Below are 14,728 nucleotides of genomic sequence, written 5' to 3' on the forward strand. Positions count from 1 at the left end.
ACCGTTGCATAGTTTGCAGGTCCACGGAAAGTAATGTGGCAAAATCGTGCCCGCACGAACGGATATAAATGCCATGCTCATTAACGGAAGTCTTTAGAAGATAAGAACTTGATCCATCAAAGTGATAGCAGATATCCTTCATTTAGCTTTGTATCCGACATAAATGTTTTTATTAAAATAAAAGTAGACAAATAACTACGATTTTTTTCGACAAATGTCATCATTATAATGTAACTGGATAATGAAATTTGCCCTGTCTGGTGATATCTGAAATTATCAACTGCCGTTGCCACTACATTAACTATATGGAATTTTACAACGAAAAAACTGTATCCGTTAATACTACACGGATACGATATTTATAATCTCTCAAAATAATGCAATGAACGTAACAACCAAGCAAATCATGACCTGTATACTGCTTACAGCAGTGTATTCCACGTTATGGGCCTGCAAAAAGAACACAAATCCTGAAAACGAAATCACTCCTGAAAGACTTATGGCCCAGGAATTACAGATCACTCCAATTCAGGAACTCAACCAGGGTATAACAACTATTAACTCCCATGCTGCATCCACCGCCCGGTCATCCTTAAAAATGAATTACAGGAGCTATGTCAGCCTGGGACAATCATCTCTTGGCGCCACTACTCCGAACTATCCACGCGTAAAAAAATTAGCGAATGGAAGCTACATTCTGTTCTTCCATAACAATCAGATCGGCGCTAGTGTCCGATACTCAACCAGTCCAGACGCCAAGACATGGACACCCCGAAACGAGATTTTCAAGTCCTATCCCATTACTGACCAGGACGGAATGGCAAATGAGCGCCGCTTCTCAAACGGGGATGCCCTGGTGCTCTCAAACGGTCATATACTGGCAGTAGCCTCCTACCGGGCTAATGCAGGATTTTTGAAAAAGCCACTCGATGCCGGCATTGCCTTAAGGAGAAGTACCGACAATGGCGTTACCTGGAGTGATCCGATAGCGATCTATCAGGGCATCAATTGGGAGCCCTACCTGTTGCAGCTACCTTCCGGAGAAATCCACTGCTATTTTACCGACAGCGACCGGACGGGCACCGTTGGAACAGATACCGGCACGGGAATGGTCGTTTCCAATGATAACGGCAGTACCTGGACGCCGGCATTCGGTTCCGATCCGTACTATGTGTTGCGTACACGGTATGAGAAAAACGGTACTACATTCTTCAATAATCAGATGCCATCTGTGATAAAACTGAACAACCGCAACGAACTGGCTGCGGCTATTGAAGCAAACACCGGTATCGACTACTATATTTCGTTTGCATACTCTGGTACGGACGGCGCATGGACACATCTTACCGTGAACCAGGAAGGACCGGAGGACCGAAACGACAAGGCTTTTCTGGGAAGCGCTCCATATATCAGGCAGTTCCCTTCAGGAGAAACTGTTCTTTCGTACAACCGCGCTTCCGGCTTTCATATGAAAATGGGCGACACATCTGCGCGTCACTTCGGCGATAACTATACACCGCTAACAGGAGGATTCTGGGGTTCTTTGGAACTTGAAAACAGTCACCAGGTTATCGGCGTCTTTCCTAATCCTTCCAGCGGCGTAATTAAGCTTGCGAAGTTTGTACTGAATCATCGTGTCAATGCAACCGTCAGGACGGTGCAAGTAGATGGAAACAGTTCGGAATGGACGAATACAGATGAAGCGCTCTTTGTAGGTGAAAAATCCCAGGCCCAGGCAACACTCCGCGTAGCCGTGAACAGAGACAGTATATATTTCCTGATTGAAGTGCTTGATGATAACATAGCTGCTGAAGACTTTGCCACGTTGCTGATCAGCCCTGTTACCACTAACGATCAGCTGACGAATGGCGCCAGAAGGTTCATGGTCTCACACAACGGGCTAAGATCCACAAATGGATATAATGCAGGCTGGGTAGCTGGAAATCCCCAATCAAACGTGAGGGCATCTTTCCAGGGAACTATTTCCCAAAGTAACGACACAGATCGGGGATATACAGTGGAGATTGCTATTCCACGTTCGAAGCTAGTTATCCAGGCAGGAAAAGTATTGGTCAATTTTTCCATCACAGATAATGCAGGTGGTGAAGATGCTATTTTTAATACCAGTTCAACCAGTACGGCGAAATGGATAGAAGTCTCAGGGTTGTAAATCATACAAACCACCAATAATTGACTTTAGCCTAACATTACTTAACTTCACTAAGCGCTGATTCATTAAGTATCAATTTAAGCAGCAACATACTTTTCTTATCTCATAAAAAATTTTAACCTGGAAAAATTAAATTCATGAGTAGTAATAACTGGCCGGTAATCGGGTATGACGATTGGAAAGATACATTGAACACGGTTCACCTGTGGACACAGATGGTAGGCAAAATACGTTTGCGAAAAATGCCCTGGTTAAATCATTCATGGCACGTAACATTGTATGTAACGCCGTCAGGATTAAGCACAGGAAGTGTACCCTATCAGCATGGTATTTTTCAGATAAACTTCGACTTTGTGCAACATCAACTGATTATCACCACCAGCACAGGTAAGAAGGAAACACAGGCACTTCAGCCGGGAACAGTTGCCAGTTTTTACAAATCGTTATTTGAGAAATTAGCTGCTATGGAAATTGATGTAAATATTACAACCACTCCCTGTGAATTAAGTGATCCTATCAAATTTGAGGAGGATGAAATTCACAAATCATATGACGAGCAAAGTATGCAACGTTACTGGCACGCCATGATTAAAGTGCATAATGTGTTTACGCGATTCAGCTCCCGCTTTACAGGTAAATCCAGTCCTGTACATTTCTTTTGGGGAGCTTTTGATATGGCAGTAACCAGGTTCTCCGGAAAAGATGCGCCACAACATCAGGGTGTAGCGCCTAATATGCCGGCAGTAGTGATGCAGGAAGCTTATTCCAAAGAAGTAAGTTCATGTGGATTCTGGCCCGGAAACGAACAATATCCTCACGCTGCATTTTATGCTTATTGCTATCCTGGCAATCCGGCATACGGTGAATCTAAAGTAAACCCTGAAAGCGCCTTCTTTAGTCCCGAGATGGGAGAATTTCTGTTACCTTATGAAGCAGTGCAGCAGTCAGACAATCCGGAAGAGGTTTTATTGTCATTCCTGCAATCCACCTATGAAGCTGCTGCCAATACCGGCAACTGGGACCGGAAAACATTGGAATGTAACTTATCGGAGTTTGAGTTAGCGTATGGATGCCATCGGAAAGATTAGATTAACAAATAACCAGGCAAATGAAAAGGGGTGTCTCAAAAGTTTTGAGACGCCCCTTTTCAATTTTATACTGCTATACTAACAAATACAGAATATTATGCATTTGAAGGATATTTTTAGCATCACGGCCAAATCGGACTGAGGCTTAGGAAGTGTAGTTATAATGTTATGATCAGCTTACCTGACCTTAACTGTGCCTGCTGAATTTTGTATTTAATCTTGCGAAAACCATTCTTTGTATACCTTGGCCGTAAACTATTTACATGCTGTTTAAGTAAATAGCTTTATGTTGACTTCGGTAATTTAATCCGATGTTAATCTCTATTAATACTGCGGTAAACGCTACACGCGAATAAATAACCTCTTAAATTGGTATATGCCATCTGCAAATGATTGATCTGCATAAGATAAATATTGATACTGCTGCCGGCCATATTTATCATAAACAATCGTCTGCACCATGTCCTTTCCGTTTGCAGTGCCTCCTTTTACTACTGTCTTTACAGATCAGCCTAAACTATCCAGATACTGGGTCGTTTGCTTTACCTCTCTAACTTTTCTGATAGTCGATATCACCGCTCCAGTATCACTCAACGGCATATCCGGTTCCCAGGCACTGACATAGTTAATATTAGTATTGGTATAAGATGGTGGTAACAGAACTGGAGTAGCGGTGTTACGTACTCCTCCCGGCTTTTGTGCAAAAGGGACAGATGATAACAATAGGGTTGCAACGAAGATAATTCCACGCAGTACACTAAATTTCATAGAGGGACTTACTTACTTTGTAATTGGTAGCTATACTTGCAGACAGTTTTACTTAACTATTTTACTATAACAGGTATATTGAAACAAACACTATTGCACTTTTATTAAAAGCCCCAAAAAATATACAAAACCGGTTTACCTCTCCAAAGCATAATATAATATTCGCAAATGGACTCTTTGTATTAGCGGTCACATAGTAGATCATGAAGAAATTATAGTGTATAACTATAAATTACCTCTTTTCCTACTTCTGTTAGAGGTATTGACAAACTATATTTTATTTCAATACGTCCAATATTTTCAAAATGAAGCTTTGGGTATAATAACACCCCATAGTCCCTTAGATATTCTGGTGTTGAATTTACAAAATCAGACTTCCCAATAATTGTGTCCACAACACAAATATCATCTACTTTCACCTTCAAATTTGACACAAAGTTGTGTGTAACGAAATTATCAATATTATATATTTTAGTATATTTTGGGGGTATGTGGACTGAACTATCTGATCGACAAAAATGACAAAAATCAATTTGAATCCTGGATTTATCTTTAAAAATTAGTGTATCTACACATATCGTATCTTTATACGTACGGATATAAGCATTATAAGTTTCATCCAATTCATATAAACCTTCTTCTGACGAATCAATATCGATTTCTAACTTCGATTTGTTGGAATCAGCTGTAACACTATCACTTCTATTATTAGCCCCGCCATTGGGCATGTCACAGGCACATATAAGTAAGATTAATGCTACGAATGTCAAAACAAATGAACCATCTATTTTATTCATACTATAATTTTATCGACTGTAATTTTTCTTCTCATGAACCTCTTGAGCGGCTTGGCGTCCATCTAAATAAGTCTGAATCATAGGCAGAGATAATTTAATGGAGATAGGTTCAATCAATAATGCTGATGCTTATTTACTGATGCATCATTGAATCTCGTTTGGTCAAATATAGTAATAAAACAATTCATTGTCTTTTGACAGTTTCCGTTTACAATTGCCAATGTAAGCAAGTAAAATCATGTTTTAACTTAAGGGTACTAAGTCTAAGTAATTCCATCAGCCACACTAGTATATAAAATGAACGAAGAAACACTCAGCAATTTTCGGAGAAGACTCCTCAATACTTAACGGAAGAGCAAATAAAACAGCATGTACAGGAAGTCAACTTATTGGCCTCTATTTTCTAACTGACAATACGCCCTGGTTCATAGTCGCAGATGTTGGCGAAGAGGAGCGGATAGATAACAACCGTAAGTTCCTGTTCATCTGCTATTAGAAAGTACCACATCATGCACTCCATTTTCTCCATTACTACCTCCAAAAGTCTGTACTATACCCGCCATCATATCTTTTACAGGTGCCTTCCATAATTCGTCGGTTAGACCTTTATAAGCATGAGTACTGATCTGAACATCATCTCCTACGATTAGCTTAATATAAGCGAAGGGGCCTACCTTCTTTCTTTAACTGATACAAATTCCATCTTATTAACAGTCAAGTAACCAATTTACTTTTCGTTTAAAATTGCTGTCGATTTTGAAATAGCTCTATTTACTTAATCGATTACCAATTTCATTTCTCCGGATTCCGACGGATTTTTCCAGATATTGGAAAAGACAAGCTCGCAATACCCATACATATGTTATTGATTTTCAAACAGATAACTATAATTTGCAGAAATGGCACTCCGTTGGTAACTATGTACGCATCGTAACGATCATACTACTGAATACACTAGAATAACCGAATACGCCAGTTACTGAATGGATCCGGAAACATTCATACTGAAGACCGAAGAGAATGCAAATTGTTATTTCGTAAACCATACAGAACCTTCGTAGGATAAACATACCTGCGACCATAAAACATATCCTAATAAAAATGAAAAATTTCAAATTATTTGCGCAATCAGTGATTGTAGCAGCTACCATATCTTGTGCCTTTAGCTGTAAAAAAGAGGCAATTCTTGAAGAAAAACTTGATATCAATAATCTCGCTACTACCGCAACTCCGACCGGAAGAGAATTTACACTTGTCCCTGATGCCAGTGGACGCCTACTGATTGACAACAGTAGCAAAACTTATCAGCCTGGAGATATCATAAATCTAAAGGGCACATTCAAATCCGTACAGGTCATTAATACCAGTGGTAGTGCGATTGCTCCGATAACTATCCGTAACGTTTCCGGCACTACCGTTAATATCGGTGATCCAGCCTGGAATGGCGGTGGTTACAGCACCGGACTTGTTTTATGGAATTGTCACTACATTAAGTTAGGAGGACAATCAGGCAATACATCAATGGTTATTAATGGGTCCAAACAGGCCGCTAAAGCAGCTTATTACGATCTGCAGATTGGTAATAAGTCAGACAATATCGAAATATCCAATCTGACAATACAGGACGGCGGTAATGGTATCGTTGCGAAGACCGACCCTGTTAAGAACGATGCATCTACAGCCTATCCAAATACTGTTATGCAGAATCTCTCCATACACGATATTGTTATTAAAAATACGACCAATGAGGCAATGTATATCGGACATACCGCTACCTATTGGGATCTTACTTCCAACGTGCCTTACTATGGAGCAGCTTCAGGTTTTACCGCAGGTCATCAGTATGTACAGCCTATCATCTGGCGTAATGTGAAGATCTATAACAATGTTGTCAGCAATATAGGCCTTGATGGTATACAAACATCTGCAATTGATCAGCTGGAAGTACATAACAACGAAGTGAGCAACTGGGCAACGCAGAAAAATTATGCACATAACGGTGGTATCCTGATCGGTGGACGTACAACAAACACAAATACGCACGACAACTACGTACATGATGGCTGGGGTGAATTATGCCAGTTCTATGGTTCAGGTGAAAACGGTTCCAAGCATACTATTGTCAATAATCTGTTCCGCAATGGCCAGCTTGACGGAATAAGCATGAGAGGTAGCGCTAATGCCATCGTGGTCTTTTCAAACAACACCGTTGCATACGCTGCTGGAAATCTTATCCGCATCAATGGTTCTGGTGGTCAGACGAGTGCAAATATCCTGAACTCAAACGCCCTAATAGCACCAAGGAATGGTACAGGTACAATATACGACAAGAACTATATCTACCTGGAAAATAGCGCCATTGTCACAGAAGGTACTGGTACCTATGCAAACAAAAAGTTTGTTACCAGTGCTGCCGCGGGAGCAAGTGCCAACAACTACTACCTGCCGCTGACAGGATCATTGATGGGTACAGCTGGTTACAGAAGAATATAATACTTCATCCAGGCTTCACTACATAATTAGATAATACTGGTAAAAATGCAATAAGTAAGGACTGACCCAAAAAGGTCGGTCCTTTTCTTTGCAGACAGAGGGCCGACTAGTAATTTTTTGACCACACAAAAATACTTTGGCATTTTTTTCGTATTACTCGAATAATCTATATCTGGAAAAATCCCTCTATTATGAACTTTTTCAGAAACTTTTAAAAATACAACACCTACAGAACATTCAAATTGAGTGCACAGGATGTCTAGGTAAAGGGTATGTAGATTTAAATGATATTAAAACGTTGAAGAAGTAATTAAAATGGATGCCCTGGTACATGGGCTTATTGTAATGGAGTCTGTAAAGTAAAACCGAAACGATCACCCAGGTAGAGAATGTCTTCTCCATCTCCCAATTTGTACATCATACGTCCTTGCCCGATAATCATACAACACCAAGCGACTCCCATTAGCAAATTCTTTATATTGTAACTCCATCCCATTATATTTAACCCGGTTGTCGGCATAATTCGTTCGTTTCAATGCATTAGTGAGTATCTCTGCATTATCAGCCTATAAGGATAATAAAGCGTCTCCTCCAGTAACGGCCCGGTGCTCAGCCCCATCACATAATAGGCTTACATAAAAAAATCTGAATCATTTGTTTCAGAATACCTATATTTGCATCAATAAGACAGTTATGGCGAGAAATGTCGAGTTTAATGAAGAGGAAGCGATCCAGAAAGCAATGGAAGTTTTTTGGGAAAAGGGGTACAATGGTACTTCCCTTCGTGACCTCACGGACGCCATGAAGATCAACAGCAGCAGTCTATACAATACCATAGGCGACAAAAGCGAACTCTATTTGAGATGTATAACCCATTATACCGATCTTAGAAAAAAGGACCTTCAGCAAAGGATGTCCAGCAAGAAACCGGCCTTTGAGATACTGGTAGAATATATAAATGATGCCATTAAAGTCATCACAGATGGCCGGAACGGATGCATGGCGATTAAGGCTGCATTTGAGGTTGGTGCCAACAATAAAAAGGTGAAAGCAATTCTTAAAAACGACAGCGAATACGCAGATCAATTCCTTACGTCATTAATTAAAAAGGCTATGGACGAAGGGCATCTTTCCGATGAGGAAGATCCTAAGCTGATAGCGGATTACTTTATCAGCACCTGGACAGGCTGGTATGAGTCTTACATCATCCACAAAGACGCAGATAAAATCAGAAAGATGGGGCAGTATTTTATCCGCCAGATCTCCAAGTAAAATTTTTTACCTTATTCTGAAACAATCGATACAGAATAATCATACACTACAGCAAATTAGGTGCTGCAGTTTTTTGAAACAATCATTTCAGAATTACAAATAAAATACATGGCACACACAACAAAATTCAACACAGACTTAACAGGTAAGACAGCCTTGGTTACCGGTGGAACGAAAGGTATCGGTAAGGCAATAGCAGATGAATTAGCATTAGCAGGCGCGCGGGTAATCGTCTCAGCGAGAAATAAACCGACAGGAGATAGCGAACATCATTTCATTGCCGCAGACCTGACTAAGGCAGAAGATGCTACATTACTTGCGCGGGAGATCAATGAAAAGTTTGGCGGAATAGACATCCTGATTAATAACGTGGGTGGATTAACCACCCCTGGCGGTGGCTTCAGTACCCTCACCGATAAGCATTGGGAGGATGAGCTGCAGCTGAATCTGATCGCAGCCATTCGCCTGGACAGAGAGCTGCTGCCGCAGATGATGACCCGCAAAGACACTGTGATTATCCATATCTCATCGATCGCAGGACGCCAGGCGCTTTGGAACTTAAATCTGGCCTATGCCGTATCTAAAGCGGCTCTTAACAGTTATAGCAAAGCGCTCTCCACAGAGCTGGCAGCAAAAGGCGTACGTGTATTGACAGTATCTCCCGGTGCCACGAAAACGCCGCCAATGGAAAAATTCATCACGGATTATGCATCTTCACAAAACATACCAGAAGAGGAGGCACTGGCACAGCTGCTAAAACAGACTGGCGGAATTCCAATGGGCAGAATGGCCGAACCTGAAGAAGTGGCTTCACTGGTGCGTTACCTGGTATCGCCTGCTGCTGGCTACCTCACAGGTTCAATTTATGCTATTGACGGAGGATCCTTACCAGTAGTCAGTTGATAAAGTATGTTGGTTTAGAAGCTACCGGATAAGAGAAGGCTGCACACAAGCAGTATGGTTTCGGATACCATAAAACGGTTAATACACCTCACAATAGCAAAACGGTGTCTCAAAAATAATTGAGGCACCGTATTTTTTTAAGGAGTTCTTATACTAGAAATCAAAGTCAGCAAAATCTTTGACTCCGATGCAGGCACTAAGAAATAGGTGCAACAAGCCGATCAGCTACAGAAATTGTATGCTCAGATTGGACAGCTGAAGGTTCAGAATGCCTTTCTCAAAAAAAATTGTAGCATGGTCATTATCCAGTCGTCGCTCTATGATGGATCCCAACCATACAACGATGAGATAAAAATCAGCATGAAACGGCGCTTTTGCCGCAACTCATCTATTTTTACTTTCACCGGTAACTGCACGACTTACTTTTGGGAAAATACGCATTCCCATGAAAAAAATAGTGCCAGTCTTAATCGCCCTCCTCGCCTGCTGCCGCCTGTATGCACAAATAGATACTACCAGCTTTCCGGAGTAACGACAAGCTCTCCGGCAGTTGATGCATCAAATTAAGCCGGGCTCCTGCATAGATTGTAACGATTTCATAGCGGTAGGCCCCAAAGGAGATATTTCCTTTTCCTTTAACGAATGGAAAGTCGCACAAATAAAACAGAAAGTAGTATTTAAATCTGTAGAGCCCGTACAGGGCTATGAGTTTATACGCATTTATGATGGCAATACGGCGGTCATTAACTTTCTGGCAAATGTACATCTGACAGTTGATAGTCAAGATGTGCACATTAAAGTACGCCGGCTCGAAGTCTATCATAAAAATACGGCAGGCTGGTGCCGTGTTGCCGGGCAGGGAACGATTGTGGACGAAAATTTGTTTCCGGTTGAAAAAAATAAATCGACAGCTGATCATTAACTATATCATATCAGGAACGGCCTTACTCACCGATCAATGGGGCAACCTCTAAACTGAGGCACTTGCTAATTTTCCCCTCACAGATAATGCAGGTGGTGACAATGCTATGTTCATTACCAGTTCAACAAGTACGGCGAACCGGATACCAGCATCCGGGTTGTAAATTACACAAACCACAAATACTTTACTTTACCTTAACATTACTTAACTTCACTAAGCGCTGATTCATTAAGTATCAATTTAAGCAGCAACATACTTTTCTTATCTCATAAAAATTTTAACCTGGAAAAATTAAATTCATGAGTAATAATAACTGGCCGGTAATCGGGTATGACGATTGGAAAGACACATTGAACACGGTTCACCTGTGGACACAGATGGTAGGTAAAATACGTTTGCGAAAAATGCCCTGGTTAAATCATTCCTGGCACGTAACCTTGTATGTGACGCCGTCAGGATTAAGCACAGGAAGTGTACCATATCAGCATGGTATTTTTCAGATAGACTTCGACTTTGTGCAACATCAACTGATTATCACTACCAGCAAAGGTAAGAAGGAAATACAGGCACTTCAGCCGGGAACAGTTGCCATTTTTTACAAATCGTTATTTGAGAAATTAGCTGCCCTGGAAATCGATGTTAATATTACGACCATGCCCTGTGAATTAAGTGATCCTATCAAATTTGAGGAGGATGAAATTCACAAATCATATGACGCGCAAAGTATGCAACGTTACTGGCAAGCGATGATTAAAGTGCATAATGTATTTACGCGATTCAGTTCCCGCTTTACAGGCAAATCCAGTCCTGTACATTTCTTTTGGGGAGCTTTTGATATGGCTGTCACCAGGTTCTCCGGAAAAGATGCGCCACAACATCAGGGTGTAGCACCCAATATTCCGGCAGTAGTGATGCAGGAAGCTTATTCCAAAGAAGTAAGTTCATGTGGATTCTGGCCCGGAAACGAACAATATCCGCACGCTGCATTTTATGCTTACTGCTATCCTGGCAATCCGGCGTACGGTGAATCTAAGGTAAAGCCTGAAAGCGCCTTCTTCAGTCAGGAGATGGGAGAATTTCTATTGCCCTATGAAGTAGTGCAGCAATCAGACAATCCGGAAGAAGTTTTATTGTCATTCCTGCAATCCACCTATGAAGCTGCCGCCAATACAGGCAACTGGGACCGGAAAACATTGGAATGTAACCTATCGGAGCTTGAGTTCGCGTATGGATGCCATCGGAAAGATTAGCTTAACAACAAATCCAAAAAGATTATATCACAAACTCAAAATCTACGAAATATAAATACTTCTGCCGTAAAATTACGAAATATCGCAACTGACTTTCATTTTACCATTTCATAAATAATTTAAAATCATTATTTTAAATACTTGGCGTTAAAGTTGAATGTTCAACGTGTGATTTTAGGTGACTTATCCTCTTTTCAAATACTTGCAAATTTAGGGAGATCACTAAATCCAATTTGGTTACACCAGTAGAATGCGCTGTCGAATACTGCATTTTGAATTTGCCAAATAAGTTAAACATCAAAATTTCATAACAAATGCCACAACAAAACAAGAAAGCAGAAGGCTTCGGAATGCCCTGGGAAGATATTTATGGATATGCGCAAGCAATAAAAAAAGGAAATACCGTTTGGATTTCCGGTCAGCTTGGTCACAACGAAAATGGGGAAATACCGGAAGGCATGGATGCCCAGATGAAGCAGACTTACGCAAATATCAAAGAATTATTATCCCGATTTGGAATGACAATGGATAACGTTGTTGAAGAGGTTATCTATACAATGAATATGAGTTCTGCATTTGAAGCAAGAAAGAACTTTAAAACAGTGTATTATACTGATCCTAAATTGGTAGCGAGTACTATGGTAGGAGTAACTGGGCTTGCCTTGCCGGGACAATTGGTAGAAATTAAAATTATTGCCACTGAATAATATATCTCAAAATCTTATCGAAAATAAATACTTAAAGAAGGTTTGGATGCGCAATCTAAGCCTTTTTTATTCTTGAAAGTTGTTCTCTATGGTATTATATGACCGGTAATAGAGCCACTTAGTAATCCCCCTCCATTCCCGATGCCCCTGCATTGTGCTTTAAAATGACCCTACGCAGTCGCTCCTCATGTTCGTCGCCCCAAAGACCTATGGATTGAATCAACGGAATGAGTGTGTTGCCAAATTCAGTAAGACTGTATTCTACCTTTGGAGGCAAAACGGGAAAGATCTTTTTAGTGATCAATTCATGATCTTCGAGTTCCTTCAATTGCACATTCAACACCCGTCTGGTCACATCCGGAATTTTCCGCTGAAGTTCACTTGGCCGTAAGTTGCCTATATGGATGAACCAAAGAATACGGATCTTCCATTTTCCATACAATACTTCACCAACCAGGTCAAGCCCACAATTAAGCGTCGGAGTAGTTTTTTTAATGTACATAACTACAAATATACAACACAACTGATCAACGGTCAATACGGATAAATTTGTCCGTATCCGATTCGTAAGCCCGTAATTGTTTGCTTCCTGCCTAGTATCGAGATTTGCACTACAAACAAAAACATATGGAACAGCAATTTAATTACAGCAACGAATTATCCGGTAAGATAGCCTTAGTAACAGGCGGAACCAAGGGGGCTGGTCGAGCAATCGCAGAACGCTTAAAGGCCGCTGGTGCAACAGTAGTCATTACCGCGAGGAACAAACCCGAACAGCCAGATGCGGACCTTTACTTTGTTCCTGCTGACCTGAGCAAGGCAGAAGATACGCAAAAAGTAATCAGCGAAGTGCTGTCAACCTTTGGCAGGCTGGATATCCTGGTAAACAACCTCGGCGGTTCATCCACACCTGCCGGTGGTTTTGCAGCATTGAACGATGAGGATTGGATATCAACCTTACAAGCAAATTTACTTGCTCCTGTCAGGCTTGATAGGGGATTTTTACCACAAATGATCGACCAGAAAAGTGGTGTAATTATTCACATCGCTTCTATCCAAGGTAAATTGCCGCTATACGATTCTACCCTGCCGTACGCAGCTTCAAAAGCAGGATTAATCAATTACAGTAAAAGTTTATCAAATGAAGTTACGCCTAAAGGTGTCCGCGTGCTAACTGTTTCGCCGGGATGGATAAATACAACAGCATCGATAGCCTGGTTGGGCGAGATTGCAAGAAATGCAAATGGCACGGTGGAAGAAGCTCAGCAAAGTGTCATGGATGCATTGGGTGGAATACCTTACGGCAGACCTGCCCAACCCGAAGAAGTCGCAGAATTGGTTGGCTTTTTAGTTTCACCAAGAGCTACCTACTTAACAGGAACAAATTTCGTCATTGACGGAGGAACAATACCAACAATTTAAAAACTCACATCACATCATCATGGAATTACCAAAAGTAGTACAGCGTTTTATAGAGGCACAAAACAATTATGATAGCAAGGCTGTCCTATGTAAAAATACTATTGGCCCTCTTGTTACAAGAAAGTGGCCGACCTTTTAGTCAGCCATACAAATATATTCTTTACTATGAAGTCCGGGACATCCGGATAAGAATCTTCTTTGCTCTTGAGATAAATGCCGGAGTTTCATTTTCTATGTTACTCTCGATAATGAGCTTGAGTTCTCCCTTGATGTCAGGATAGATCTTTGAGAGATTTTCCAGGACAGTCAGTGAAAAAGCTTTTACGGCCGCTTTCTCTGTAGGGTCACTAATGTAGTTAAAACATCGATTCATCACAGTTCCATGGTATTCCTCTGGAATGGAGATTGACTGTAAAGCACGAACGGTATTTCTTTTTACTGCTGATATCAGATTCGGTTTTTCCAGGTTGTCAAGCAAAACAGGCAGGTGTTTTTTAGCGAGTTCCGGATGAACCTCCAATACATAACTTAATGGCCATGCGGCCATTTGTACTACGCGGTATTCCTCATGGATAAACAAGTGTACCAGCTGCGCAAACCTTTCTTCAGAATGGCCGATCCAGGCTACGATCCGCATGCAGTTTGCTTTGCTATACTCTCTTAGGAGTTCATCACGTAAGTTCATATGTTACCGAATCTGAGCCAAAGTTATCGATAAAATACTCATTTTCTGTAACGTTGTCTGGTAATGAAGTGCTGCGATCCGTCTCTCCTCCCGATACCAATCCTGCTATTGTTATATTGGTATCAGAGCCGGTAGTTTTCAGGAATTGAAAGAATCCAAATGCGCTTTTCTCCTTTGCAATGATCCCGCTGCCGGACACTCTTTTGTTGCCAGCAACAGTAATAGTACACGTGATGTAATATGTCCCATAA

13 protein-coding genes and 1 pseudogene are annotated in these 14,728 nt (G+C 41.1%); 9 read left to right on the plus strand and 5 right to left on the minus strand.

All coding sequences use genetic code 11. The features are described 5' to 3' along the window. The first annotated feature begins 382 nt into the window (after positions 1-382). Positions 383-2,170, plus strand: coding sequence for a hypothetical protein (locus K1Y79_RS10250; protein ID WP_220249925.1), 1,788 nt, complete (start codon positions 383-385; stop codon positions 2,168-2,170). A gap of 137 nt (positions 2,171-2,307) precedes the next feature. Next, complete coding sequence (locus K1Y79_RS10255; protein ID WP_220249926.1) at positions 2,308-3,258, plus strand: DUF5996 family protein; 951 nt, start codon at positions 2,308-2,310, stop codon at positions 3,256-3,258. 342 nt (positions 3,259-3,600) lie between these two features. On the opposite strand, the pseudogene K1Y79_RS29525 reads toward K1Y79_RS10255, so the two are convergent. From K1Y79_RS29525 to K1Y79_RS10270, 3 genes and pseudogenes are all read right to left on the minus strand, one after another. Beyond that, positions 3,601-3,750 (minus strand): annotated as a pseudogene (locus K1Y79_RS29525) (DUF6443 domain-containing protein); the annotation flags it as partial. A 15-nt stretch (positions 3,751-3,765) separates the two neighbouring features. Continuing rightward, on the minus strand, positions 3,766-4,026 hold the full coding sequence (locus K1Y79_RS10265; protein WP_220249927.1) for a hypothetical protein: 261 nt from the start codon (positions 4,024-4,026) through the stop codon (positions 3,766-3,768). Between the two features lie 212 nt (positions 4,027-4,238). Continuing rightward, positions 4,239-4,823 (minus strand): hypothetical protein, encoded by a 585-nt coding sequence (locus K1Y79_RS10270; protein ID WP_220249928.1) that lies wholly within the window; start codon positions 4,821-4,823, stop codon positions 4,239-4,241. A 1,101-nt stretch (positions 4,824-5,924) separates the two neighbouring features. On the opposite strand from K1Y79_RS10270, the gene K1Y79_RS10275 reads away from it, so the two are divergent. The 6 genes from K1Y79_RS10275 (at position 5,925) to K1Y79_RS10300 (ending at position 12,370) form a co-directional block, all read left to right on the plus strand. Beyond that, positions 5,925-7,316 (plus strand): right-handed parallel beta-helix repeat-containing protein, encoded by a 1,392-nt coding sequence (locus K1Y79_RS10275; RefSeq protein ID WP_220249929.1) that lies wholly within the window; start codon positions 5,925-5,927, stop codon positions 7,314-7,316. A gap of 693 nt (positions 7,317-8,009) precedes the next feature. Continuing rightward, positions 8,010-8,588: a TetR/AcrR family transcriptional regulator gene (locus K1Y79_RS10280; RefSeq protein ID WP_220249930.1), complete on the plus strand. Its 579-nt coding sequence runs from the start codon at positions 8,010-8,012 to the stop codon at positions 8,586-8,588. 108 nt (positions 8,589-8,696) lie between these two features. Next, entirely contained in the window at positions 8,697-9,491 is a 795-nt protein-coding gene (locus tag K1Y79_RS10285; RefSeq protein ID WP_220249931.1) for an SDR family oxidoreductase, read from the plus strand. 553 nt (positions 9,492-10,044) lie between these two features. Then, positions 10,045-10,413 (plus strand): nuclear transport factor 2 family protein, encoded by a 369-nt coding sequence (locus tag K1Y79_RS10290; protein ID WP_220249932.1) that lies wholly within the window; start codon positions 10,045-10,047, stop codon positions 10,411-10,413. 299 nt (positions 10,414-10,712) lie between these two features. Beyond that, positions 10,713-11,663, plus strand: coding sequence for a DUF5996 family protein (locus K1Y79_RS10295; protein ID WP_220249933.1), 951 nt, complete (start codon positions 10,713-10,715; stop codon positions 11,661-11,663). Between the two features lie 314 nt (positions 11,664-11,977). Then, complete coding sequence (locus K1Y79_RS10300; protein WP_220249934.1) at positions 11,978-12,370, plus strand: Rid family hydrolase; 393 nt, start codon at positions 11,978-11,980, stop codon at positions 12,368-12,370. Between the two features lie 118 nt (positions 12,371-12,488). Here the strand turns inward: K1Y79_RS10300 and K1Y79_RS10305 are convergent, their stop codons facing one another. Continuing rightward, positions 12,489-12,872, minus strand: a complete 384-nt coding sequence (locus K1Y79_RS10305; protein ID WP_220249935.1) for a winged helix-turn-helix transcriptional regulator — start codon at positions 12,870-12,872, stop codon at positions 12,489-12,491. A gap of 125 nt (positions 12,873-12,997) precedes the next feature. On the opposite strand from K1Y79_RS10305, the gene K1Y79_RS10310 reads away from it, so the two are divergent. Continuing rightward, entirely contained in the window at positions 12,998-13,792 is a 795-nt protein-coding gene (locus K1Y79_RS10310; protein WP_220249936.1) for an SDR family oxidoreductase, read from the plus strand. Between the two features lie 163 nt (positions 13,793-13,955). Here K1Y79_RS10310 and K1Y79_RS10315 read toward each other — a convergent pair whose 3' ends face one another. Beyond that, positions 13,956-14,429 (minus strand): hypothetical protein, encoded by a 474-nt coding sequence (locus tag K1Y79_RS10315; RefSeq protein WP_220249937.1) that lies wholly within the window; start codon positions 14,427-14,429, stop codon positions 13,956-13,958. Positions 14,430-14,728: the final 299 nt, after the last annotated feature.

Source organism: Chitinophaga rhizophila (assembly GCF_019492185.1).
In the GTDB taxonomy this organism is placed as follows: domain Bacteria; phylum Bacteroidota; class Bacteroidia; order Chitinophagales; family Chitinophagaceae; genus Chitinophaga; species Chitinophaga rhizophila.